The sequence below is a fragment of the Arthrobacter sp. FX8 genome (assembly GCF_026723805.1).
Taxonomy (GTDB): domain Bacteria; phylum Actinomycetota; class Actinomycetes; order Actinomycetales; family Micrococcaceae; genus Arthrobacter.
The window spans coordinates 852287-875786 of the sequence record NZ_CP113505.1 but is presented as its reverse complement, the minus strand read 5'-3'; the positions used below and the strand labels follow the sequence as shown (position 1 = coordinate 875786).

Annotated in this window: 23 protein-coding genes; 5 read left to right on the top strand and 18 right to left on the bottom strand. The window is 66.1% G+C overall.

All coding sequences use genetic code 11. The features are described from left to right. Positions 1-36: 36 nt before the first annotated feature. The gene (locus OUO20_RS04015) at positions 37-954 is read right to left on the bottom strand and encodes a helix-turn-helix transcriptional regulator (protein WP_223994641.1); all 918 of its coding nucleotides are present in this window, start codon (positions 952-954) and stop codon (positions 37-39) included. Between the two features lie 345 nt (positions 955-1299). Between OUO20_RS04015 and OUO20_RS04010 the strand changes: the two genes are divergently transcribed. Further along, positions 1300-1581 carry a hypothetical protein gene (locus OUO20_RS04010; RefSeq protein ID WP_018772255.1) on the top strand — a complete coding sequence of 94 codons (282 nt, stop codon included), beginning with the start codon at positions 1300-1302 and terminating at the stop codon, positions 1579-1581. Positions 1582-1588: 7 nt separating this feature from the next. Here OUO20_RS04010 and OUO20_RS04005 read toward each other — a convergent pair whose 3' ends face one another. From OUO20_RS04005 to truB, 10 genes are all read right to left on the bottom strand, one after another. Then, the gene (locus tag OUO20_RS04005; protein WP_326498066.1) at positions 1589-2095 is read right to left on the bottom strand and encodes a DUF1579 family protein; all 507 of its coding nucleotides are present in this window, start codon (positions 2093-2095) and stop codon (positions 1589-1591) included. 99 nt (positions 2096-2194) lie between these two features. Continuing rightward, positions 2195-3538, bottom strand: coding sequence for a M16 family metallopeptidase (locus OUO20_RS04000; protein WP_018772253.1), 1344 nt, complete (start codon positions 3536-3538; stop codon positions 2195-2197). A 112-nt stretch (positions 3539-3650) separates the two neighbouring features. After that, entirely contained in the window at positions 3651-5909 is a 2259-nt protein-coding gene (locus tag OUO20_RS03995) for a polyribonucleotide nucleotidyltransferase (RefSeq protein WP_018771972.1), read from the bottom strand. Between the two features lie 240 nt (positions 5910-6149). After that, positions 6150-6419: a 30S ribosomal protein S15 gene (rpsO, locus tag OUO20_RS03990; RefSeq protein ID WP_013600532.1), complete on the bottom strand. Its 270-nt coding sequence runs from the start codon at positions 6417-6419 to the stop codon at positions 6150-6152. 184 nt (positions 6420-6603) lie between these two features. After that, positions 6604-7863: a kynureninase gene (locus OUO20_RS03985; RefSeq protein ID WP_268002882.1), complete on the bottom strand. Its 1260-nt coding sequence runs from the start codon at positions 7861-7863 to the stop codon at positions 6604-6606. Beyond that, positions 7860-8714, bottom strand: coding sequence for a tryptophan 2,3-dioxygenase (gene kynA, locus OUO20_RS03980; RefSeq protein ID WP_268002881.1), 855 nt, complete (start codon positions 8712-8714; stop codon positions 7860-7862). The genes OUO20_RS03985 and kynA overlap by 4 nt, the downstream gene beginning before the upstream one ends. A 65-nt stretch (positions 8715-8779) precedes the next feature. Next, positions 8780-9763, bottom strand: a complete 984-nt coding sequence (locus OUO20_RS03975; protein WP_018771969.1) for a bifunctional riboflavin kinase/FAD synthetase — start codon at positions 9761-9763, stop codon at positions 8780-8782. Positions 9764-9859: 96 nt separating this feature from the next. Further along, positions 9860-10327 carry a hypothetical protein gene (locus tag OUO20_RS03970; RefSeq protein ID WP_056389955.1) on the bottom strand — a complete coding sequence of 156 codons (468 nt, stop codon included), beginning with the start codon at positions 10325-10327 and terminating at the stop codon, positions 9860-9862. A 19-nt stretch (positions 10328-10346) separates the two neighbouring features. After that, positions 10347-10700 carry a hypothetical protein gene (locus OUO20_RS03965; protein ID WP_018771967.1) on the bottom strand — a complete coding sequence of 118 codons (354 nt, stop codon included), beginning with the start codon at positions 10698-10700 and terminating at the stop codon, positions 10347-10349. 3 nt (positions 10701-10703) lie between these two features. After that, positions 10704-11639 (bottom strand): tRNA pseudouridine(55) synthase TruB, encoded by a 936-nt coding sequence (gene truB / locus OUO20_RS03960; protein ID WP_082581697.1) that lies wholly within the window; start codon positions 11637-11639, stop codon positions 10704-10706. 101 nt (positions 11640-11740) lie between these two features. On the opposite strand from truB, the gene OUO20_RS03955 reads away from it, so the two are divergent. Then, entirely contained in the window at positions 11741-12898 is a 1158-nt protein-coding gene (locus tag OUO20_RS03955) for a pyridoxal phosphate-dependent aminotransferase (protein WP_268002880.1), read from the top strand. Positions 12899-12948: 50 nt separating this feature from the next. Here OUO20_RS03955 and trxA read toward each other — a convergent pair whose 3' ends face one another. Together trxA and OUO20_RS03945 are read right to left on the bottom strand one after the other, a co-directional pair. Continuing rightward, positions 12949-13386 carry a thioredoxin gene (gene trxA / locus OUO20_RS03950; protein ID WP_018771964.1) on the bottom strand — a complete coding sequence of 146 codons (438 nt, stop codon included), beginning with the start codon at positions 13384-13386 and terminating at the stop codon, positions 12949-12951. 2 nt (positions 13387-13388) lie between these two features. After that, positions 13389-13892, bottom strand: a complete 504-nt coding sequence (locus OUO20_RS03945; protein ID WP_018771963.1) for a nucleoside deaminase — start codon at positions 13890-13892, stop codon at positions 13389-13391. A 174-nt stretch (positions 13893-14066) separates the two neighbouring features. Here OUO20_RS03945 and OUO20_RS03940 point away from each other — a divergent pair, with 174 nt between their 5' ends. Next, a complete protein-coding gene (locus OUO20_RS03940; RefSeq protein WP_056389871.1) occupies positions 14067-15212 on the top strand; it encodes a ScyD/ScyE family protein in 1146 nt (381 codons plus the stop codon). 74 nt (positions 15213-15286) lie between these two features. On the opposite strand, the gene rbfA is transcribed toward OUO20_RS03940, so the two are convergent. The 5 genes from rbfA to rimP all read right to left on the bottom strand — a co-directional run bounded on the left by rbfA (position 15287) and on the right by rimP (position 21286). After that, on the bottom strand, positions 15287-15796 hold the full coding sequence (rbfA, locus tag OUO20_RS03935; RefSeq protein WP_018771961.1) for a 30S ribosome-binding factor RbfA: 510 nt from the start codon (positions 15794-15796) through the stop codon (positions 15287-15289). A gap of 303 nt (positions 15797-16099) precedes the next feature. Further along, a complete protein-coding gene (gene infB / locus OUO20_RS03930) occupies positions 16100-19015 on the bottom strand; it encodes a translation initiation factor IF-2 (RefSeq protein ID WP_268002879.1) in 2916 nt (971 codons plus the stop codon). A 152-nt stretch (positions 19016-19167) separates the two neighbouring features. Then, positions 19168-19515, bottom strand: a complete 348-nt coding sequence (locus tag OUO20_RS03925; RefSeq protein ID WP_056389877.1) for a YlxR family protein — start codon at positions 19513-19515, stop codon at positions 19168-19170. A gap of 179 nt (positions 19516-19694) precedes the next feature. Further along, positions 19695-20675, bottom strand: a complete 981-nt coding sequence (gene nusA / locus OUO20_RS03920) for a transcription termination factor NusA (RefSeq protein WP_018771959.1) — start codon at positions 20673-20675, stop codon at positions 19695-19697. After that, positions 20675-21286, bottom strand: a complete 612-nt coding sequence (gene rimP, locus OUO20_RS03915; RefSeq protein ID WP_056389881.1) for a ribosome maturation factor RimP — start codon at positions 21284-21286, stop codon at positions 20675-20677. The genes nusA and rimP overlap by 1 nt, the downstream gene beginning before the upstream one ends. A gap of 763 nt (positions 21287-22049) precedes the next feature. On the opposite strand from rimP, the gene OUO20_RS03910 reads away from it, so the two are divergent. Both OUO20_RS03910 and OUO20_RS03905 read left to right on the top strand, forming a co-directional pair. Further along, positions 22050-22592: a DUF4439 domain-containing protein gene (locus OUO20_RS03910; protein WP_326498089.1), complete on the top strand. Its 543-nt coding sequence runs from the start codon at positions 22050-22052 to the stop codon at positions 22590-22592. A 99-nt stretch (positions 22593-22691) separates the two neighbouring features. Next, positions 22692-23459: a VIT1/CCC1 transporter family protein gene (locus tag OUO20_RS03905; protein ID WP_268002878.1), complete on the top strand. Its 768-nt coding sequence runs from the start codon at positions 22692-22694 to the stop codon at positions 23457-23459. The last annotated feature ends 41 nt before the right edge of the window (positions 23460-23500 follow it).

The window sequence follows — 23500 nt, the reverse complement described above, 5'->3', positions numbered from 1 at the left end:
CGTCAACGCGTGGCTCCAGAAGACGACGGCCCACCGCTAGACCCGGGCCCCCGTTCCCAGGGCAATGGCCAGCAGTGACGCCCGGCTGTGGACTCCGCAAGCCTGGAAGAGTTGCTTGAATTGGTCCTGGACCGTGTACGGTGTCACGCCCTGGGCATCCGCCATGGCTGCCGTATCGGCCCCTGTTGCAGTGAGCCACAGCAGTTCCCCCTGCCGGGGTGTCAGGCCAAACGCCCGGGCAAACATGTCAAGCCGCGCGGCAGGCGTGCTGGCCTGAATCGTCACGGCCACCGGTGGAGTGGGTCCGGACACTCCCGACTCCATGCGGTTGGCCCGCAGGGAGGCCCAGCGGCCCGCCCCGACGTACACCCTGCATTCCGCGGCGTGGGTGTCCACCAGTGCTTCCCTTGCCGCCAGCTGGGCAGCAACGTTCAACACCTCAGCAGGCACATGATCGTGAGGGACCGGACCAGGCTGAAGCAGCTGCAGCCAGTCGTCCACGGACGCCGTTCGGCCAGCTATCGCCAGATCGTCGTCCAGGGTGAGGACAGCCTGCTCCGGCAATCCGGGCTGCCCGGCTCCTGTCCCGGCGGCCGGGTCCGGGCCAGGTTCCGGTTCCAGTCGAGTCCGAAACTGCCTGGCCACGGACCTCCGCAGGCCGGCGGTCACTGCCGCTGCGGGCTCGCCCAGGTACGCAGTTTCCTCATCCGTGAAGGGGACCGAATCGCCCGTCCGCCACAAATCGAGCCAGGCCCAGCACCCATACTTGTCGGCAAACACGACGGACAGTACATCGCGGACCCCATAGCGTTGCAACACGCCACTCCACACCGGGCTGCGGGAGGGCTCTCCCTGCGTTGCCTTCAGGAGGGATGCCGCCGGCACCGGCGAATGCATCAGCTCGGTCCAGCGGCCGGCCCCGGAGAGGTACTTGAGGCGGATAAGTGTGGGCAATTCCTGAGGGCAGGGAATCCTGGCCCTCGGCGCCATCCCTACCGTCGTGACGGGATCACACAGCGGCCAAACGAATGCATCGAAAGGCACCATGGTGGCCACTTCTGCCAGAATCGCTGTCCGGAGAGCTTGGTGATCCAGGTCCGAGCCTGCCAGGAGTCGGATGCGCTCCTGGCTCCGGTTTCCAGCCCAGCCCTTGGTCATGTTCCAAGTATGCTCCGGCCATCCCGGGCAACCCGGAGGCGCTGCCACCCAGAATTCTGGGATACCCGCCGCAGCCCGGACCGTCTAGCTTTAGCAGCGTGGAGCGTCCTCCAACCTGGCGGGACGAGTAAGGAGACTGGGATGTTCACCCTGCAGATCGAACACAGCATCACCGATTTCAGCACGTGGAAGGCGGCATTCGACCGGGATCCGGTGGGCCGGTCCGCGTCAGGGGTTCTCGCGCACCGGATAGGCCGGCCCGTGGGCGAACCGCAATACATTGTTGTGGAACTCGACTTCGCGGACCTGGCCCAGGCAGAGCAGCTGCTCACGAACCTTCGAACACAGGTATGGCGTTCGCCCGCCAACGCCCCTGCCCTCGCCGGTGCGCCGAAAACGCGCATTATCGAGGCGGCGTCCTAGCCATGCCTCAGGCGCGGTGGAATTCCGAGCGCATGAATGGCCTGTAGGACAAAGCCTCGCCGTCCACACCGGCCTCCGGGGCGTCGCCGCCGTCGTCCCGCCCGGGCGAACGCAATTCGGTGACGTGTGTCAGGACACCGTTCGCCACCTCGATGGAGTGGCGCGTCCAGCCTCCGGCATTGCGGCGTTCAACACGGAGGACGCCGTCGCGCCAGGTGCAGCGGGCGGCGTTGCCGGGCGGCACGCCGGTGCTGTCAACGTAGTACCACAGCACGTCGTTGTGGACCGGATCGATCGTGAAGATGCCGTGGCCTTCGAAGTGGCTGCCGTCCGGTTCAATGTGCCGGTAGCTCTGCACCACGCCGAGGCCCCCGGCAACCTGCGTGTAGGACACCTGGGCGCTCACGCGGTGTTCCGGCCCCCAGGGACCGGCAGCCACGTGTGTGTAGCCCTGCCAGTGACCCAGCAGGTTCGTTAACGCCGGATGTCCGTGCTCCGCTCCTGGCCCGTTCACCGTTCCGCCTTCCCCTGCCGAAGAATCACTCCCCACTCAGGATGGACTCTGCAGAGCCGGGCCGCCAGCGTCTTCGCGGCATCTCCGCGGCGCGGGGTGTTACAGGCCGAAGGTTTCGGTCTCGTCGAACGGGCCAACCACGGTGACGGTCCGGGGCGCGGCGGCGAGTTCGGCGGCAAGCTCCTGGACCTGTTCCGTGGTGACGGCTTTGATCAGCCGCAGTGTTTCGTCAATGTCCTGGTACTCGCCGGACACCAGTTCGGCGCGGCCCAGCCGGGACATCCGGGAGCCGGTGTCCTCCAGTGCCAGGACGATTCCGCCGCCCAGTTGTCCCACGGCCTTGCGCAGTTCGTCGTCTGAAATCCCGTGTTCCGCGAGCTTGTCGAGCTCCACAGCCAGCAGGTCCAGCACCTGCCGGACCTTGGACGGCGTGCAGCCCGCGTACATCCCAAAGTAGCCGGCGTCGGCGTAGGACGAGGCAAAGGAGTAAGTGGAGTACACCAGCCCGCGCTTCTCACGGACTTCCTGGAACAGCCGCGAGGACATGCCGCCGCCCAGGACCGCGTTCAGGACACTCATGACGTAGCGGCGTTCATCGGTGGCAACGATCGTGGGGCAGCCCATGATGATGTTCGCCTGCTCCACGGCCCGCTTGACCACATGCAGGCCCGCCGTTCCCGTGATCAGGGCACGTTCGGTGGAACGCCGCTGCACCGGCGCGGCGTCCGGCTTAAGCGACCAGCCCGCGGTCTGGAGGGCATCCACCACGAGTCCGCATACGACGTCGTGGTCCAGGCCGCCGGCGGCGGTAATGACCAGCTCTTCAGGCTTGTAGTACCTGCGGTAGTGCTCCCACACGGAATCGCGGGCTACGGCCTTGATGGCGGCGGGAGTGCCGCCGATGGGCCGTCCCAGCGGATGGCTGCCGAGGACCGCGGCGACGAAGTGCTCGTGCGCCACATCAGTGGGGTCATCACTGTCCATGGCAATTTCTTCCAGGATGACGTCCCGTTCCTGCTCCATCTCGTCAGGATCCAGCACGGCGCCGGTGATCATGTCAGCGATGACGTCGATGGCCATGGGAAGGTCCGAGTCCAGCACCCGCGCAAAGTAGCAGGTGCTTTCCTTGGCCGTTGCCGCGTTCGATTCGCCGCCCACCTCGTCAAACGCGGAAGCAATCTCCAAGGCCGTGCGGCGCTTGGTGCCCTTGAACAGCAGGTGTTCAAGGAAGTGGGTGGACCCGTGCTGGCCGGGTGCCTCGTCACGGGATCCGACGCCCACCCAGAAGCCGATGGTGGCAGACCGCTGTCCCGGCATCGCCTCGGTCAGTACCCGCACTCCCCCTGGCAGCACTGAACGCCGGACCTCGGACCCGCCGTCGGAGCCGTGGACCAGGGTGTCGCCGGCGTGGTTCTGCTCAAGCGGCAGGGGTACAACAGTCATTGATGCCTTTCAGGACGGGCAGCCGGATCTGGCTGCCATCGTAACAGCGGCGGGACCGGTGGATCATCCACCGGTCCCGCCGATTCATGCTTATGCCGGGAAGCCCCTGCTGTTAGACCTCAGCGCCTTCAGCAGGCTCCGTGGCGTGAACGCGCTCGGTGTCGTCGGCGCCTTCCTCTTCAGCCACGACCGGAGACAGGGACAGCTTTCCGCGGTCATCGATCTTGGTGATTTCCACCTGGATCTTCTGGCCCACGGAAACAACGTCGTCAACGTTGTCCACCCGCTTGCCGCCGGCGATCTTGCGCAGCTCGGAGATGTGCAGCAGGCCGTCCTTGCCCGGGGTCAGCGACACGAAGGCACCGAAGGTGGTGGTCTTGACCACCGTGCCCAGGTAACGCTCGCCGATCTCCGGGACCTGCGGGTTGGCGATGGCGTTGATGGCGGAGCGTGCTGCATCTGCAGACGGACCGTTCGTGGCGCCAATGTAGACCGTGCCGTCGTCCTCGATGGAGATGTCGGCGCCGGTGTCTTCCTGGATCTGGTTGATCATCTTGCCCTTGGGGCCGATGACCTCGCCGATCTTGTCCACGGGGATCTTGACGGCGATGACGCGCGGTGCGAACTCGGAGAGCTCGTCCGGGGTGTCGATGGCCGAGTTGATGACCTCGAGGATGTGCAGGCGCGCCTCGCGGGCCTGCTTCAGGGCTGCCGCGAGCACGGAAGCGGGGATGCCGTCGAGCTTGGTGTCCAGCTGGATGGCCGTGACGAACTCGGCGGTACCGGCAACCTTGAAGTCCATGTCACCGAAGGCGTCTTCGGCGCCGAGGATGTCGGTCAGTGCCGCGTAGCGGGTCTGGCCGTCAACCTGGTCGGACACCAGGCCCATGGCGATGCCGGCGACGGCGGCCTTCAGGGGCACACCGGCGTTCAGCAGGGACAGGGTGGAGGCGCAGACGGAACCCATCGACGTGGAGCCGTTGGAGCCGAGGGCCTCGGATACCTGGCGGATAGCGTACGGGAATTCCTCGCGGGACGGCAGCACGGGCACGATGGCGCGCTCTGCCAGGGCACCGTGGCCGATTTCGCGGCGCTTGGGCGAGCCCACGCGGCCGGTCTCACCGGTGGAGTACGGCGGGAAGTTGTAGTTGTGCATGTAGCGCTTGCGGGTGACGGGAGACAGCGAGTCGATCTGCTGTTCCATCTTGAGCATGTTCAGCGTGGTGACACCCATGATCTGGGTCTCGCCGCGTTCGAAGATGGCCGAACCGTGAACACGGGGCAGAACCTCGACCTCTGCGGTGAGCTGGCGGATGTCCGTCAGGCCGCGGCCGTCAATGCGGATCTGGTCCTTGAGGATGCGCTGGCGCACAACGTGCTTGGTGACGGAGCGGAAAGCAGCGGACAGCTCCTTTTCGCGACCTTCGAACTGGCCTGCCAGGCCGGCGAGGACCTCGTCCTTGAGCGCGTCGGAGGCGTTGTCGCGTTCCTGCTTGTCGGCGATCTGGAAGACAGCGGCGAGCTTTTCGGCGGCAGCGGATTCGACGGCGGCGTAAGCGTCGTCTTCGTAGTCCAGGAAGACCGGGAACTCGACCGTGGGCTTTGCAGCGCGTGCGGCGAGGTCGGCCTGGGCGTCGCAGAGTGCCTTGATGAACGGCTTGGCAGCCTCCAGGCCCTCGGCCACAACCTCTTCGGTGGGGGCGGTGGCGCCCTGTTCCTTGATGAGGTTCCAGGAGTTGTCGGTTGCTTCGGCCTCGACCATCATGATGGCGACGTCGTCACCGGCAACGCGGCCGGCAACCACCATGTTGAACACGGAGTTTTCCAGCTGCGAGTGCTTGGGGAAGGCAACCCACTGCGATCCGTTTTCGTCGTTGACCAGGGCAACGCGGACGCCGCCGATGGGGCCGGAGAACGGGAGGCCGGACAGCTGGGTGGACATCGAGGAAGCGTTGATGGCAACGACGTCGTACAGCTCATCGGGGTTGATGGCCAGGACGGTGACCACGATCTGGACCTCGTTGCGCAGGCCCTTGATGAAGGCGGGGCGCAGCGGGCGGTCCATCAGGCGGCAGGCCAGGATGGCTTCGGTGGACGGGCGGCCTTCGCGGCGGAAGAACGAGCCCGGGATACGGCCGGCAGCGTACATGCGCTCTTCGACGTCGACCGTGAGCGGGAAGAAGTCGAAGCCTTCACGCGGGTGCTTGCCGGCGGTGGTTGCGGACAGCAGGGCGGTGTCATCGTCGATGTACACCATTGCTGCGCCGGCTGCCTGCTTGGCGAGGCGGCCGGTTTCAAAGCGGATTACGCGCTTGCCGAAACGGCCATTGTCAATGACTGCTTCCGAGAACTGGATTTCGGGACCCTCCAAGAGAGTCACCTCCGTTTCTATTTACGGAAGTCCAGCCGCATCAACCCAGCCAGCATCTGTCTACTGGCCCTGCACCCGGTCATCGATCGAGACCCACGGGCCGCCGGCTTCAGTCAACGAAGCCGTTCCCGGGGATCACTACCGAGGACCGCGAATGCGTGATGCGGTTGATCCTCCTGTTTAGTTTTTATTTGAAGAAGGCGGCCCGTTCCGGAGGGAAAGGGCCGCCCCAAAGTGTGACTAGCGGCGCAGGCCGAGACGCTCGATGAGCGAACGGTAGCGGGCGATGTCAGTCTTCTTGAGGTAGCTCAGCATGCGCTTGCGACGACCAACCATGGCCAGCAGACCGCGCTGGGTGTGGTAGTCGTGCTTGTGCTCCTTCATGTGCTCAGTCAGATCCTTGATCCGCTGGGTCAGGACAGCAACCTGGACCTCGGGTGAACCGGTGTCACCTTCGCCAGTTGCGTATTCCTTGATGATGGACTGCTTTACAGCGGCGTCAAGTGCCACAATATCTCCTTGGGATGTGCCGTGAGGGCCCAGGTCAGTAATTCACTGCCGGGTCTGCCGTGTTGGTCCTGATCCGGATAACCGGAGAAGGCCGACTACAACAGGAACCAGCCGCCACGGACTGCAGCCGGATCCATCGTCCAGTTTACCGGGCGCGGCCTAACCTTGTCGAAACAGTGCGCCGTCAGCCCTGCAGCCGGGCCCGGATCGCTGCCATGCCCTGGAGCACTTCCGCAAAACTGGTGCTCAACGGCGACAACCCCACCCGGATGCCATGGGGAGAGCGGAAGTCAGGGATCACGTCCCCTTCCCAGAGCGCTTCCACGGTGGCCTTGGTGAAGTTGGGATGGTCCACCGTGATATGCCCGCCCCGCTCCCCCGGGTTCCGCGGCGACGCCAGTTCGGCTCCCAGCGGGGCCAGCCAGGCATCGAAGACCTCCACGGCGAATGCGGTCAGGGCCAGGGACTTCTCCCGGATGGCAGCCATGGTGGCTTCCTCGATGAGGTCCAGGGTTCCCCGCATGGCGATCATGCCGAAAATGGCGGGGGTGCCGCTGAGGAAGCCCCGGATGCCGGCGGCAGGTTGATAGCCGGCGGCCATCTCGAAGGCGTCCTTCCGCCCCATCCAGCCCCAGATGGGCTGGTTCAACGAGGGCAGGTGCCGGGCATTGACGTAGGCGAAAGCAGGCGAGCCCGGGCCCCCGTTGAGGTACTTGTAGGTGCAGCCGGCTGCGAAGTCCACGTCGGCACCGTCCAGGTCGATCTCCACCGACCCCGCGGAATGGCACAGGTCCCACACCACCAGCGCGCCGGCGTCGTGCACTGCCGCGGTGATCCCCGGCAGGTCCGCGAGGTGGCCTGAGCGGTAGGCGATCTGGCTGAGGAGGACGACGGCGGTCCTCGGCCCGGTGGCCTGGCGCACCTGGTCAAGGGTCACCCCGGCGGCCGGGTCGGGCTCGATCCAGCGCAGGGTGAGGCCTTCCTCGAGGGCGATGCCCTCCACCAGGTAGCGGTCCGTGGGGAAGTTTTCCGTGTCCAGCACCAGCTCGTTGCGGTCTGGATCCTGTACGGCGGCCAGGGCCGCGCGGATCAGCTTGTAGAGGACCACGGTGGTGGAATCGGCGATGATGGTCTGCCCCGGAGCAGCTCCGAGGACGGCGCGTCCGAGCTGGTCCCCGATGGCCTGCGGCATGCTGAGCCACTGTTCGTCCCAGCCACGGATGAGGCGTCCGCCCCACTCGTCCCGGATGAAGGCGGCGACGTCGTCGGCAGTGCGCGTCAGGGGCCGGCCCAGGGAGTTGCCGTCCAGGTAGGACAGCGGTGTGTCCGTGCCAATGAAAAGGTCCCGGTAGTGTGCCAGGGCGTCCCGGCGGTCCAGCTCTTCGGCGCGCCCGCGGAGCGCTTCGGCAGACACATCGAGGTGGTTTTCCTGATGGATGCTCATTGTCCGATCTCCGTCCTGACAGCGAATAATTCCGGGAAGAACGTCAGTTCAAGGGCCTTTTGCAGGAAGGTCACCCCGCTGGATCCCCCCGTGCCGGTCTTCATGCCGATGGTCCGCTGCACGGTGCGCAGGTGCCGGAACCGCCAGAGCTGGAAGTTGTCCTCCAGGTCCACCAGTTCCTCGCATGCCTCGTAGGCAGCCCAGTTGTCCGCCGCGTTTTTATAGATGTGCTTGAAAAGCGGGACCAGTTCCGGGGTGAACTCATGGGCCCGGGTCACATCACGGTCCAGGACCGATCCCGGCACATCGAAGCCCTGCCGCGCGAGGTAGGCCAGGAACTCGTCGTAGATGCTGGGGGCGGCGAGCAGTTCGGCCAGCATGGCGTGGGCTTGCGGATCGGATTCGAAGACGGGCAGCATCTTGCTGTTCTTGTTCCCCAGGACGAATTCCACCGCCCGGTACTGGGCCGACTGGAACCCTGACGAGTTGCCCAGGAAGCCCCGGAACTGCGAATACTCGGTGGGTGTCAGGGTGGCCAGGACAGACCATTGTTCGGTAAGGGTCTTCTGGATGTGCTTGACCCGGGCAATGCCCTTGAGCGCGGAACCGAGGTCGTCCCCGCGGAGCCACGCGGCCGCGCTGCGCAGCTCGTGCAGGACCAGCTTCAGCCACAGCTCCGTGGTCTGGTGCTGGATGATGAACAGCAGTTCATCATGGTGCTCGGGCTGGCTGACCGGCTGCTGCGCGCTGAGCAGCGTGGGAAGCTGCAGGTAGGAGGCGTAGCTCATCCGCGAGCTGAAGTCGCGGACAATCCCCTCATCCAGCTTGCGGGTGTTCTTTTCCACGGACACGTGCTGCCTTTCGTTGTTGTCACCCCGTTGTTGCAGCCACGTTTTGCAACCGGTGGATGCTGCAGTCAGTGGTGGCTGAGGAGCTGGTGGGCCTGGGCCACATCCAGCCGCATTTGTTCCACCAGTGCCTCAGGGCCACGGTAGGCCACCATGCCGCGAAGCCGCGCCACGAATTCAACAATCACTGTCTGGCCGTACAGATCGAAGTCCTCCACGGCCTCCTTGGGCCTGTCGATGACGTGCGCCTCCACCTGGCGGCTCACGCCCTCGAACGTGGGATTGGACCCCACTGAGATCGCAGCAGGCCAGCGCGTGCCCGCCTGGTCCACCAGCCAGCCCGCATAGATGCCGTCCGCGGGGATCAGCCCCGTGGCGTTCGAGGAAAGGTTTGCCGTGGGGAAACCGAGGGCGCGGCCGCGGGCTGCCCCGTGAACCACTTCGCCGCGCATTCTGTGCGGGCGGCCCAGGACCGAGGCGGCGGTGGCAACATCGCCTTCCTGCAAGGCTTCGCGCACCCAGGTGGAGGAGCAGCGCCGGTCCGTGCCGTCGTCGTCATGCAGGGGGTAGCCCTCGGCGCCGAACTCGCTGATGACCTGGACATCGAAGCCGAACTTGTCGCCCAGCGCCTTCATGGTGTCCAGGTCTCCGGAGTTGCCCCGTCCAAAGCGGGCGTCGTGGCCGATCACCACGTGGCTGGCGTGGAGGCAGTCCACCAGGTACTGCTCCACGAATTCCTCAGCCGTGAGGCTGGCCAGATCCAGTGAGTACTTGATCACCAAAATGGCGTCCAGTCCGAGTCCGCCCAGCGCGTCCAGTTTGTCGTCCAGGCCCATGATGAGCTCGGGCGCGGCCTCGGGCCGGTGGATTACCGCCGGGTGGGGGTCGAAGGTCACGGCCACAGCCTTGGCGTGGGAAAGGCGGGCCGAGCGGATCAGCTGGGACAGCACCTGCTGGTGGCCGCGGTGAACACCGTCGAAGTTGCCGAAAGTGACAACAGATGGGCCGAAATCCGCCGGGACATCGGACGGATCGTTCCAGATGTAAACCATCACCCTCGCCTTAAGCTGCCTGCAAGCCACGTTCCGGAACCATGCCGGCCGCGGAACTCTTCAAGGTTACCCGGATTCACTGTGCTGCCTTTGACATCACTGCGCGGCTTTGGAACGCGCTTCAGCCGCCACCGAAGGCCGGCGCCGGTAGAGCCACACCAGTCCCAGGATGGGCAGCAGCAGCGGAATGAAGCCATAGCCGCGGCCAAACAGGGACCACACGGTCTCGTGCGGGAACTGCACGGAGTCCAGGATGCTCAGGGTACCCACCACCAGGACGCCCACGAGTTCAACCAGCACCGCGGCAACGGAGACCTTGAACCAGGTGGTTCCGGCTCTGGCCAGCGACACCGTGGCCACCACGTACACCAGCGCGGCGAAGGCGGAGAGCAGATAGGCCAGCGGAGCCTCGGAGAACTTGGTGAGGATCTGGTATCCGGCCCGGGCCGTGGCCGAGATCGCGAAAACGCCGTACACGGCAATCAGCAGGCGGCCTGGCCCGGTATTGCGGGTATTGCGGGTGGGTGCCTCGCCGGGAGCCGCCGGGGCTTGCTTGTCGTTCATTCCTGCTGCTTCTTCCACTTCAGTACCAGATCTGGTTCATTCGGGCGGCCATGACGAGTGCCGTGACGCCGACCGCGGCCAGGACAAAGTTGCTCCACCGGGTGCGCTCCAAAATGGACCAGTAGATTGCCGCCGGCGGCAGGAGCATGGCGGTGGCCATGTAGCCCCAAAACTCCCACGCCTCCCCGGCAATCGGTTCGCCGGCGATCACGCGGACGATGGACCCCACCAGGTACACCACCAGGGCCGCTTCCACGGCTGCGACGGAGAGGATGGTGACGTCGTTCGGCGCCTTCTTGAGGATGCCCGCACCCAGGCACACCAGCGTGGACACCAGGCCGACCACGAGGATGATCCAAAAATATGCGTCCACGTGTCAGGCCTCCGCGGCGGCGGTTGCGGCCGTCCCGGCGCCGGGGGCGAAGACGAGCACCGGCTTGGCGTAACTGCCTGCGTCGGCAAGAAGGGCCACGAGGCTGCCGTCGGGAGCGAAGGCGGCGGCCGGATGCTCCACAGTGGCGGCGCCGGGAGCGCCGGGGGCCGCGCCGGCAGCGATCCGCCGCCCGAAGGAGATCTCCGTGGTTTCCTCGGCGCTGAGTTCGCGGTTGGGCATCAGTGCCCGGGCAGCCTGCGACATTTCCAGGACGTTGAGCTCTTCGGCGAGCTGTTCGAGCGTGCGCGCCTGGTCCAGCGAATAGGGGCCCACATGGGTCCTGCGGAGGGCAGTGAGATGCCCTCCAACACCCAGCGCATTGCCAAGGTCCCGGGCCAGGGCACGGATGTATGTGCCCGAGGAGCATTCAACGGTGACGTCGAGGTCAATCACATCCGCCGCCGGATCCCGCCGGACGGCGTGCACCTCGAACCGGTGGATGGTGACAGGGCGTGCGGCCAGCTTCACATCCTCGCCGGACCGGACGCGCGCGTAGGCGCGTTCGCCGTTCACTTTGATGGCGCTGACGCTGCTGGGCACCTGCTCGATGTCGCCTGTGAGTGCCGCGACGCCGTCGTGAATTGCCTGCTCGGTGACACCGGAAGTGCCGGCCGTGGCCGTGACCTCCCCTTCCGCGTCGTCCGTGACGGTGGCCTGGCCCAGCCGGATGGTGGCGGTGTAGGTCTTTGAGGTGCCCACGATGTAGGTCAGCAGGCGCGTGGCCTTGTTGATGCCGACCACCAGGACGCCCGTGGCCATGGGATCCAGGGTTCCGGCGTGCCCTACTTTCCGGGTACCTGCGAGGCGCCGCATCCGGCCAACCACATCATGGCTGGTCCATCCCTGCGGCTTGTCCACTATCACCAGTCCAGAAAGCACGCCTCCCAGTATATCGGCGCTGGTTGGCCCGCCGGCCCACGCCACCACCCCGGTCCCGGACGCACCGCGGCAGCCCGACGGGGACGGCTAGGATGGCTGCCATGCCTGAGCTTGCCGCCCATGTCCGCGACGTGCCCGTCAACCAGATCCGCGAGATCACCGAGGCCGCGTGGCGTACTCCCGGCGCCATTGTGTTGAGTATCGGGGAGCCGGGTTTCCCGCTCCCCCGCCATGTCCTGGACGCAGGCATCGCCTGCCTGGACCGCGATGAAACCAACTACACACCCAACGCCGGGATTCCCGCCCTTCGGGAAGCGTTCGCTGCCAGGTTCCGGGAAGAACAAGGGGTGGACGTCAGTGCTGACCGCGTCTACGTGGTGTCCGGGGCGCAGCAGGGCCTGCATTTCGCCATGAGTCTGCTGCTGTCCCCCGGCGACGAAATCCTGATCCCCAACCCGGGCTACCCCACCTTTGCGATGACCAGCCGGTTGCTCGGTGCCGTGCCGGTGGGCTATCCGCTGCGCCCCGAACACAGCTTCCAGCCACAGGTTGCCGACGTGGAGGCCCTCATCACCAGCCGCACCCGGGTGCTGGTGCTCAATTCCCCGTCCAACCCCCTCGGAGCAGTGCTGGGTGAAGAAGTGGTCCGGGAATTGATGGACCTGGCCCGCCGGCATGACATTTGGGTGGTTTCGGACGAGTGCTACGAGGCGTTCACTTACGATGTTCCCCACGTCAGCCCGGCAAGGTTCGACGGCGGCACCCCGGCGGATGCACGCGTGTTCACTTCGCTGACACTGTCCAAGACGTACGGCCTGACGGGTCTGCGAATCGGCGCGCTCATCTGCCCGCCCGGCCTCAAACAGCAGATGGACAACGTGATGGAATCCATCGTGTCGTGCGTGGCGTCAGCGCCGCAGTACGCGGCGCTGGCTGCCCTGACCGGGCCGCAGGACTACGTCCGGCACGCCCACCAGCACTACCGGGAGAACCGGGATGCCGCCTCGGCAGTCCTCACCGCAAAAGGGATCCGCTATCTGCCGGCGCAGGGGGCGTTCTACCTTTGGGCCGATATGTCCCATGTGACCGGCGGGGACGTGCGGGCCTGGGTTCGGCGTTTCCTGGCGGATTCCGGTGTAGCGCTGGCCCCAGGGACCGCCTTCGGCTCCATCGGCGAAGGGTGGGTCCGGATCGCGCTGTGCGGCCGGAAGCAGGATCTGCTGGACGGGCTGTCCCGGCTTCCGGACGGCCGGCTCTGACGTCCTGGGTTGATACCTGGCTTGGCCGGCCGGCGAAGCTGCCTGCTCTGTTAGCTGCGGGCGCCGGCGAGGGCCTTGTCCAGCCAGGAACGGAGGACGCCCGCCGGTGCGGCGCCGGCCTGGCGGGCTGCGACCTTTCCGTCGACCAGAACCATGAGGGTTGGAATGGCCTGGACGTCGAACCGCCGCGACAGGCCCGGAGACGCGTCCACATCCACCTTCACCAGCTTGATCTTCCCGGGCCGCTCCCGGGCCAGCTGGTCCAGGACGGGGCTTACCATGCGGCAGGGCCCGCACCAGGCGGCCCAGAAATCCACCAGCACCGGAACCGGCGACTGCTCCGCCACGGCGGCGAAGTCGCTGTCGCCCGCGGACACGATCCAGGGCAGGTCCGCCTTGCAGTTGCCGCAGCGGGGATGTCCGGAGGCCTGGGCCGGCACCCGGTTGGTCTTACCGCAGGCGGGGCAGCGGAGTAGGGCGGATTCCATGGCTAGTATTCCTTCCTGCTGTCAAAGGCGCGCCACGCCTGGAAGGGGACGTCCGACGTCGGGATGTCACTCCTGGTGACGGGCATCAGCTCCGGGGCCGCGCCGCTGAAGTAGTCGTAGAAGAGGGCGTCGTCGAAGCCTGCCGCAGCGGCGCCGTGGCGGTCCGCGGCGAAGTAGACGTGGCCGATCCTGGCCCACAAGGCAGACGCCAGGCACATGGGGCACGGCTCGCAGCTTGCGTAAAGGACAGAGCCGGTGAGGTCGAAGTCCGCCGCAGCCGCGGCCGCTGCCCGGATGGCCACCACTTCCGCGTGGGCAGTGGGATCGTTGTCCCGGGTCACCCTGTTGACGCCGGCATGCACGCGCCCGTCGGGTGTTACCACCACAGCTCCGAAGGGGCCGCCGCCTTCACCAACATTTTGTGTGGCCAACTCCACGGCCTGTTCAAGGTACTGGGCAAATGCAGGGTGCCGTAAGCCCCGGTTGCCGTGTTCTGCGGAGGTCATAGCACGATCCTAGCCATGTGCACCCCATAGGGGGACGGAAAGGGGGCCAGGAAGGGGGCAGGCCCCCAGCGCCTACCCGCTGGTAGGAGCCTACGCTGACGCCCGGGGGATATATTTCGCCTCTACGGAGGCGCCACATCCAGCCCGCAAGGGCCTCGCACCCCGGAGTACCCCATGAAAAGAAAACTCACCTTTATCGCCTGCATGGCAGCCGCCATGATGGTCCAGGCATCACCGGCGTTTGCCTCCACTCACGACCCGGACTTTGAAGTCCTGGGTACAGGACTCCTCACCCCACTCCACCTTGCCGTTGGCAAGGGCGAATCAGTCCGTGTCAGCCAGGACTTCGCCGGCGTCCTTACCCGTGTGGAGCACGACGGATCGACAGAAGACGTCTACACCGCCAAGAAGGGTTGGGAAGTCGCCGGCGTGGAAATCCGCGATAGCACCACGTACTTCCTGGAAAGCATCGGAGCCGGGCAGGGTGATCCGGCCAAGCTCCAGGGCTACTTGAAGTCCATTGACTCCAGAGGCGATGTGGACACTATTGCCAACTTCGCGGAATACGAACGGAAGCACAATCCCGACGGGGACCAGCACTACGGCTTCGAGCCAGACGTCAGCGACAAGTGCCTGGCAGACTGGCCGGCCTTCCCACCCGCCCGATACACGGGCACGGTGGATTCCCACCCGTACGCCTTGGCAGTCAAGGACAGCACCGCCTACGTGGCTGACGCCGGCATGAACGCGATCCTCAAGGTAAATCTCAAATCGGGCGCCATTTCCACACTGACGGTCCTGCCGCCAAGGCCGGCCAAGGTCCCCGCTGGCCTGCAGATTCCACTTGACATGGAAGGCCACACGATGACGGTTCCTGACTGCGTTGTTGGCGAGAAGTACGCGTTCGAACCGGTTCCCACCGATGTTGAAATCGGTCCGGACGGCTGGTTGTACGTCACGTCACTGCCTGGTGGCCCGGAGGGACCGGAACTGGGTGCTCGCGGTGCCATATTCAAGGTGAATCCGTGGAACGGTGACACGACTGTTTGGGCGGACCATATCCTGAGTCCTACCGGTCTGGCCGTGGCCGACAACGGGGACATTTACGTGGCATCGCTGTTCGGCGGGGAAATCCTGAAGTTCAACTGCGACGCGGATCGCTCGCGTTTCCTGGAGGTGAACCTGCCCGCGGATGTTGAGTTCAAGGACGGAGATGTCTTCGCCACCGTGGATGCGCTGCCGGCGCAACCCGATCCGTCGATGCCTAACGCTCCCGCTCCCATGCCTGCCGGCAGGGTTATCGAAGTTGATCTTCGATAGGCGGCAGCCAAACACAGCAGCAGGACCCGGAGGTGCCTCCGGGTCCTGCTGCTGTGTTTGCGGAAGTCCGCTGCCTACTTGTTGGCGTCCTCGTCGAGGTCTTCGTCGTCGCTGAGGTCCAGGTCCTCTTCGTCGAAGTCGTCCTCGTCGATGTCAACGTCGGCGACTGCGTCGGACTTGTACGGATCCGCGTCGCCGGCGTGCCGGGCGTTGGCGGCAAGGGCGGCAACCTCGGCATCCCGCTTCTTGGCCTCCCGGAGCAGTTCCTCCAGGTTGGAGGCGTTGACCGGAATCTGGTCGGCCACGAACTCGAGGGTGGGGGTCAGCCGGACGGTGATGTTCCGCCCCACCTCCTGCCGGAGCACACCCTTGGCCTTCTCAAGGCCCTTGGCAGCGTCGGCCTGGACAGCCTGGTCCCCGAAGACGGTGTAGTAAACGGTGGCATGCTGCAGATCATTGGTTACGCGGGCATCGGTAACGGTAATGCCCTCAAGCCGGGGATCCTTAACCTTCCGGCCCAGGGCCTCAGCAACAACAACTTTAATCCGCTGCGCCAATTTGGCAGCACGTGCCGGATCAGCCATGAACAACTCCTAAAAGAAGAAAAATTTGGGACGTACGACGGCGGCGCAAACGTCAGCCAACGCGCCCAGGGTCTGGATGCCACGCACCCAAGCGAGCCGATGACGCACCCGCTGGATTTTTCCGGCGGCCCGGGAGTGGCATCTAAGGAAATAGCCGAGGGTCCCGACGCGAGCTTGCGAGTGTTGGGAAGGCCATTTCCGCTGCCGAAGCTGGGCGGCGCGGGATCGAAGATCCCAAGCCGCCCAGCGAAGGGGCGGGGCCGCCGGAAAAATCCAACGGCCCCGGCCACGGACTAACAAGAGTTAGACGCGCGGCTTCTCGCGCATCTCGAAGGTCTCGATGATGTCGCCTTGGGTGATGTCGTTGTACGACCCAAGGCCGATACCACATTCGAAGTCCGTGCGGACCTCGGTGGCGTCGTCCTTGAAGCGCTTGAGCGACTCAACGGTGAGGTTGTCACCGATGATCTTGCCGTCGCGGCTGACGCGTGCCTTGGCGTTGCGTCGGATGATGCCCGAGCGGACGATCGAGCCGGCGATGTTTCCGAACTTGGAGGAGCGGAAGACTTCGCGGACCTCGGCGGTGCCGAGCTGGACTTCTTCGTATTCCGGCTTGAGCATGCCCTTGAGCGCCGCCTCGATGTCATCGATTGCTGCGTAGATGACGGAGTAGAAGCGCATGTCCACGCCTTCGCGGTCTGCCAGTTCGGCAACCCGCTCGGCGGGCTTGACGTTGAAGCCGATGATGACGGCGGAGTCGACCGTTGCCAGGTTGACGTCGTTCTGGGTGATGGCACCCACACCGCGGTGGATGACGCGCAGCTGCACGCCTTCGCCGACGTCGATCTTGAGCAGCGCGTCTTCGAGGGCTTCCACGGCACCGGACACGTCACCCTTGAGGATGAGGTTGAGGGTGTCGATCTTGCCTTCGGCGACGGCCTGGTCGAAGTCTTCCAGGCTGATGCGCTTGCGGCGCTTGGCCAGGGCGGCGTTGCGGTCGGCTGCTTCACGCTTCTCGGCGATCTGGCGGGCCGTGCGCTCGTCAGCAGTCACGAAGAAGGTGTCGCCGGCGCGCGGCACGTTGGACAGACCCAGCACCTGGACGGGGCGGGACGGACCGGCCTCGGTCAGGGCGCTGCCGTCGTCGTCGAACATCGCACGGACGCGGCCGTGGGCCGTACCTGCCACGATGGTGTCGCCGACGCGCAAGGTACCGGACTGGACCAGGACGGTTGCAACAGCACCGCGGCCCTTATCCAGGTTGGCTTCGATCGCGATGCCGCGGGCGTCCTTGTTCGGGTTGGCGCGCATGTCCAGGGCAGCGTCCGCGGTGAGCAGGACCGCCTCGAGCAGCTCGTCGATGTTGAGGTTCTGGCGGGCAGAGACCTCCACGAACATGGTGTCGCCACCGTATTCCTCGGGAACCAGGCCGTACTCGGTCAGCTGGCCGCGGACCTTCTCCGGGTTGGCGCCTTCCTTGTCGATCTTGTTCACTGCCACGACGATCGGCACGTTGGCCGCCTGGGCGTGGTTGAGGGCTTCAACGGTCTGCGGCATCACGCCGTCGTCCGCTGCGACCACCAGGATGGCGATGTCGGTGACCTTCGCACCACGGGCACGCATGGCGGTGAACGCCTCGTGGCCCGGGGTATCGATGAACGTGATCTTGCGGTCGTTGCCGTCGTGGTTGTGCGTGACCTGGTAGGCACCGATGTGCTGGGTGATGCCGCCGTGCTCGCCCGCCATGACGTCGGACTTGCGGATGGCGTCGAGCAGCCGGGTCTTACCGTGGTCGACGTGGCCCATGACGGTGACAACCGGGGGACGTGCTTCCAGTTCCTCGTCGCCTTCGGCTTCGAGTTCGGCATCAAAGTCGATGTCGAAGCTGGAGAGCAGCTCGCGCTCCTCGTCCTCAGGGGAAACGACCTGGAGCTTGTAGCCCAGTTCCTCGCCGAGCAGGGCGAAGGTGTCCTCGTCCAGCGACTGGGTGGCGGTGGCCATTTCACCAAGGTGGAACAGCACCGTCACCAGTGCGGCGGGGTTTGCCTCGATCTTGTCGGCAAAGTCCGTGATGGACGAGCCACGGCGGAGCCGGATGACGGTGTTGCCGTCGCCGCGGGGTACGCTCACGCCACCCAGCGACGGGGCACTCATCTGCTCAAGTTCCTGGCGCTTTGCACGCTTCGACTTGCGCTGCTTGCCACGGCCTGCGCCGCCCTTGCCGAAGGCACCCTGGGTGCCGCCGCGGCCGCGGCCGCCCTTGCCGAAGCCACCGCCGGCGGGAGCACCGCCGCCGGCACCGGGACCACCGGTACCGGGAGCGCCACCAGGGCGTCCGGGACCGCGGCCGCCGCCGCCCGGACGGCCGGCACCTGCGGGTGCGGGACGCTCAGTGCGGTTGGGCATCATGCCGGGAGTAGGACGGGGACCGCCGGGACGGGGAGCGCCCGGACGGGGTCCGCCTGCGCCTGCTGCAGGACGGGGGCCACCGGCACCCGCTGCGGGACGCGGCCCACCCGGACGAGGTCCGCCTGCACCTGCTGCGGGACGGGGACCACCGGGGCGGTCGCCGTCGGTACGGCTGCCACCGGGGCGGGGCATACCCTGCGAAGTGGCGAAGGGGTTGTTGCCCGGACGGGGGGCGCGTTCACCGTCTCCGCCGCGGCCGCGGGGCATGCCCTGCGAGGTGGCGAAGGGGTTGTTGCCCGGACGGGGACCGCCGGGACGCGGGCCGGACCCGCCCGGCGTGGATCCACCCGGACGGGTGGAGGGAGCCGGGGTTTCGGCCTTGGGTGCCGGGCGTGCACCGGGCTTGGCGCCGGTGGACGGAGCACTCGAGGACGGAGCCGCGGGGGCGGCAGGCGTGGCGGCCGGCGCAGCCGGTGCTTCTGCCTGTGCAGGTGCGGTGGGGGCAGCGGGAGCCGGTGCCTGTGCCTTGGGGGCCGGAGCCTTGGGCGCAGCGGGGCCGGGAGCCGGTGCTGAAGGGCGTGATTCTGCCACGGGGGCAGGTGCCTTGGGTGCAGCGGCGGGCGCTGCGGCCGGGGCCGCTGACTTGGCAGCGGCGTCGGGGAAGGCGTTGCGCAGTTTCCGCACAACGGGGGCCTCAATGGTTGACGAGGCGGAGCGAACGAATTCGCCCAGTTCCTGCAGTTTTGTCACTGCATCTTTGGAAGTTATACCGAGCTCTTTGGCGAGCTCATGTACGCGGACCTTGGCCACATTTCTCCTGTCTCGGTCCGCACCGAGCCAGGCACGAACCGTCTACTTCTTACTGCGGACCCCAGCCGCTGTTGATGCGAAGGGGCCCATTGCAGAGCGCAACAAAGTTGTCATCGTTACGCACTCATCGCTGGGAACTCATCGGGTTTCCATCAGATTTCTGACCCGCTTTCAGGTTGGACGGTTGGTGTTGCAGCCACCGGGGCGGCGTCAACGTTCGGACCTGACATGATCCAGTGTTCGACGGCGGCTGTTCCGGTTGCGCCCGGAAGGGCACGTCCGAATGCTCGCCGCTTGATCGCCAGAGCCAGGCACGATTGGCTGGGGTGCAGCCATGCACCCCGGCCAGACATCCGGCGTCGTTCATCCACCAGGACAGCGGTTGACCCGCTGCCTTCGGCGACGAGCCGGAGCAACTGCGACCGCGGGCCTTTCTTCCGGCACCCGATGCAGGTACGTTCAGGTTGACTTCCGGTGGAAAGCACTTCTGCCACGGTCATCGTCCTGACGTTCATTCTGCTGGCCGAAGGTTTACCGCTTCCGCAGTTACGGAAACGAGCACGCCCAAGGCACACGGCTACCGGCCGTTAGGCGCGGTCCTATCTATTCTAGCCCCTTTGGGCCGTTCTGCCAGAAACCGGGTGGCTGCCGCGTCGCGCCAGCCACCGGTGCCTGGACGTTACTTGTCGCGGGAAACCGCGGCGTCGGAGACGATGTCGATGCGCCAGCCGGTCAGCTTCGCCGCCAGCCGGGCGTTCTGGCCTTCCTTGCCGATGGCCAGCGACAGCTGGTAGTCGGGAACGACAACCCGGGCGGAGCGCGTGGCTTCGTCCGTGATGGTGACGGAATTCACGCGCGACGGCGAGAGTGCGCTGGCGATGAAGGTGGCCGGGTTCTCGCTGAAGTCAACGATGTCGATCTTTTCATCGTTCAACTCGGTCATGACCGCGCGGACGCGTGAGCCCATCTCGCCGATGCAGGCACCCTTGGCGTTGATCCCCGGGGTGTTCGCCTTGACGGCGATCTTGGTGCGGTGGCCGGCTTCGCGGGCCAGGGCAACGATTTCCACGGAGTGGTCGGCGATCTCGGGTACTTCGAGTTCGAAGAGCTTGCGGACCAGGCCCGGGTGGGACCGGGACAGCGTGACGGACGGACCCTTGGTCCCGCGGTGCACGTCGATGACCAACGCGCGGAGGCGGTTGCCGTGGATGTACTTCTCACCGGGAACCTGCTCGGGCGGCGGCAGCAGGGCTTCGATGGAGCCGAGGTTTACCTGGATCATGTGCGGGTTGTTGCCCTGCTGGATGGTACCGGACACCAGTTCGCCTTCGCGGCCCTTGAATTCTCCCAGGACGTTATCGTCCTCGACATCGCGGAGGCGCTGCAGGATGATCTGGCGCGCAGTGCTGGCGGCGATCCGGCCGAAACCTTCCGGGGTGTGCTCGAATTCACCGATGGGGGCGCCGTCGTCGTCAATCTCCACGGCCCAAATTGTGACGTGGCCGCTCTTGCGGTCCAGCTCGGCGCGCGCTTTCTCGAAGGCGCCGGGTGACTTGTGGTAGGCCACCAGGAGCGCCTGCTCGATGGTGGGGATCAGGAGGTCCAGCGGGATTTCACGCTCACGCTCCAAAAGTCTCAGTGCGCTCATGTCAATATCCATCAGGCCTCCTCAGAAGGTCCATTGTGTTCAGGTTCCAGACCGTCCTCGGGGAGGTGGCTGAATTCGATCTCGACTTTTCCGTTGCGGATCCTGTCGAAAGGAAGTTTTACGGGTTCGCCCTGCCGGGGCTTCATGCCCTTTTTGACGGCGACCTCGGGGACCAGGGTGACTCCCCCATCGTCCACGGACTGGATGCGGCCGGTGATGTTGTCGCCCTGGATCACGTTCACCTTGACCATCCGGCCGCGGGCCCGGTGCCAGTGGCGGGGTTCCGTCAGGGGGCGCCCCACGCCGGGCGAGGACACTTCGAGGTCGTACGGACGGCCGTCGTCGTTGGGATCGTTGTCCAGTACATCCGAGAGCACTTTGGAGATGTCCGCAATGACGTCAAGGCTGACGCCACCGCTTTCCTCCTGCGGCAGGTCCACCACGACGTGGACCACCCGGTGCGAGCCGGGGATGATGGCCACATCCTCCAGGTACAGGCGGTTGGCCTGGACTGCGGGTTCCAGGAGGGCCCGGAGCCGGGCAGCTTCGGGGTTGTGGGCCGGCGCGGATCCGCTTCCCGTACCGGTGTGGTCTGGTGAAGCCGTGGCTTCTGCATTGCTCACGATGCCGGCCGCCTCCCTATAGATGATGTGGTTTTACTAGCGTAGCTATTTTACCGGCCATTGGTGCACCCGGGTTCCCCTTCAGCGTGACACCATGGTCTGTTGTGAAAGACCGCCCCCAGGGCCCCAGCCCCCGCATGCGCCCGCTCCGTTTTGCCGTCTTCGCCCTTGCCGCGCTGGTTGTCCTGAGCCTCGGTTTTGCCCTGGTTCCCGCGGAAAAGCCCGCACCTGCCCAGCCTTCCTTCTCGGAGCGGGCCCGGGCGGCGGCGTTCAGCAAGGCAGTGGACCTGCGTACTGCGGGAATGCAGCTCGCCTCCGCCGGTGCCGCGGACGCCACCGTGCTGGAGCCGGTTGTGACCTTGCTGACCATCCAGGCAAGGGCACTGCTGGGCCCTGCCCCGGAGTCAGCGCCGGCGTCGCCCCCACCACCTTCCACTTCCGGCCTCCCCAGTGCCAATCTTCCCAGCGCAAATCTTCCCAGTGCCGATCTTCCCAGTGCCGGCCTCCCAACTGCCGCCGAATTTGTCCAGGCCCTGGCTGACAGCGGCGCCGCGCGCGTCAAGGACGCGGAAACGGCCGACGGCGGCATGGCGCGGCTTCTGGCGGGCACCGGCACGGCACAGCTCCTCGCGGCCGGGCGTCTTGCTGCCGCAACGGGGATGCCCGCGCCGCAGGGACACGCAGGAACGCAGGGACAGTCAGGAACGGAGGGTACGGGAGTAACTGAGGGACAGACTTCCGGGGCAGCGAGAACCCCAGCGCCCTGCCCCTCGCCTTCGGCGCCGGCCACCGTCCCGGAGACCACCGGGCCCGGCACTGCTGCGGGGATACGCCAGGCACTGGCCGCTGCCATCACCGCGGAGCACCAGGCCACCTACGGCTACCAGGCGGCACTCCCCGGCTGGCGCCCGCGGAGGAGGGACAGGCGTCGGAATTCCTGGTCCGGCATAAGGAACAGGCCGCGGCCGCGGAGGAACGCCTGCTGTCTGCCTGCGGCGCGCCCGTGCCGCAACAGCCCGGGTACGTCCTTGATCCTGGCTTCCTGGCAGCACCGGCCGCCGGTTTGGGCAAGCTTGAGGCGGCCACGCTGGCGGCCTACGGCGACGTCGTGGCGGTATCCCAGGGCCAGGACCGGCAGTGGGCAATGTCGGCGCTGCAGTCTGCCGCCGGACGGGCCATGCGGTGGGGCGCAGACCCCGGACCTGTTCCCGGCCTGGCCCTGGACGCCGAGCAACTGCCCGCCCTCCCTGCCGGTGCCAGGCTTCCTGCCAGCGCCGGCCCCACGACGTCGCCAACCGCATCCTGAACCCGTGCGGTCTCAGCGTGCCCGCTTCGTTCTGTCGCGTGCCCGAAGAAAGCCGCCTACAGGGTGGCGATGGGCGGGCATGGGTGGTTTGCTGATGGGATGAACGCGGACCAACCGGCCGACGACCCGGGAGGGACGGCAGCGAGCCCCGGGCTCAACAGCCACCTCGAGACCGAACCACACGGCAACGATATTGCGCACCGGCTGAACTGGCTCAGGGCCGGCGTCCTGGGCGCCAATGACGGCATTGTCTCCGTCGCTGCCATTGTGGTGGGCGTGGCCGGGGCCACCGCCGAGATAGGATCCATCCTCACGGCAGGCGTCGCCGGAGTGGTGGGCGGTGCAGTGTCGATGGCCTTGGGCGAATATGTGTCGGTCAGCAGCCAAAGCGACAGCCAGCGGGCCCTGATCGAGAAGGAACGCCGCGAGCTGGCGGAAGAACCGGAAGCGGAACTGGCCGAGCTGACCGCCATCTACCAGGCCAAGGGTCTCACCCCTGAAACAGCGGCCAAGGTTGCCCGGGAGCTTACCGCCCACGATGTGCTGGCCGCGCACCTGTCCGCCGAGCTCAACATTGATGAGGCGGACATCGTCAGCCCCTGGCATGCGGCTTTCGCTTCCGCCATCGCGTTCACCGTCGGGGCCATCCTGCCCATGCTGGCTATCCTGCTTCCGCCGCCGGAGATCCGGGTCCTGCTGACTTTTATTTCGGTCCTGCTGGCTTTGGCCTTGACGGGGGCAGTTGGCGCCTGGATCGGCGGCGGTTCAAAAACACGCGCCGCCGTCCGCGTGGTGGTGGGCGGTGCCTTGGCGCTCGCTGCAACATTCCTGATCGGCAAGCTGCTCGGGGCCTCCGGTGTTGTCTGACCCCGCGGTGCCTGACGCTGTGATTCCTGACGCCGTGATTC

Coding starts and splice junctions, on each gene's coding strand:
- nusA (WP_018771959.1), bottom strand. CDS start 20,675: ATGGATATTGACATGAGCGCACTGAGACTTTTGGAGCGTGAGCGTGAA.
- rbfA (WP_018771961.1), bottom strand. CDS start 15,796: ATGGCTGATCCGGCACGTGCTGCCAAATTGGCGCAGCGGATTAAAGTT.
- OUO20_RS03925 (WP_056389877.1), bottom strand. CDS start 19,515: ATGACCGTGGCAGAAGTGCTTTCCACCGGAAGTCAACCTGAACGTACC.
- OUO20_RS04000 (WP_018772253.1), bottom strand. CDS start 3,538: ATGACTGTTGTACCCCTGCCGCTTGAGCAGAACCACGCCGGCGACACC.
- OUO20_RS03945 (WP_018771963.1), bottom strand. CDS start 13,892: ATGACCTCCGCAGAACACGGCAACCGGGGCTTACGGCACCCTGCATTT.
- OUO20_RS04010 (WP_018772255.1), top strand. CDS start 1,300: ATGTTCACCCTGCAGATCGAACACAGCATCACCGATTTCAGCACGTGG.
- OUO20_RS03970 (WP_056389955.1), bottom strand. CDS start 10,327: ATGAACGACAAGCAAGCCCCGGCGGCTCCCGGCGAGGCACCCACCCGC.
- OUO20_RS03955 (WP_268002880.1), top strand. CDS start 11,741: ATGCCTGAGCTTGCCGCCCATGTCCGCGACGTGCCCGTCAACCAGATC.
- trxA (WP_018771964.1), bottom strand. CDS start 13,386: ATGGAATCCGCCCTACTCCGCTGCCCCGCCTGCGGTAAGACCAACCGG.
- OUO20_RS03975 (WP_018771969.1), bottom strand. CDS start 9,763: ATGGTTTACATCTGGAACGATCCGTCCGATGTCCCGGCGGATTTCGGC.
- OUO20_RS03905 (WP_268002878.1), top strand. CDS start 22,692: ATGAACGCGGACCAACCGGCCGACGACCCGGGAGGGACGGCAGCGAGC.
- OUO20_RS03940 (WP_056389871.1), top strand. CDS start 14,067: ATGAAAAGAAAACTCACCTTTATCGCCTGCATGGCAGCCGCCATGATG.
- OUO20_RS03985 (WP_268002882.1), bottom strand. CDS start 7,863: ATGAGCATCCATCAGGAAAACCACCTCGATGTGTCTGCCGAAGCGCTC.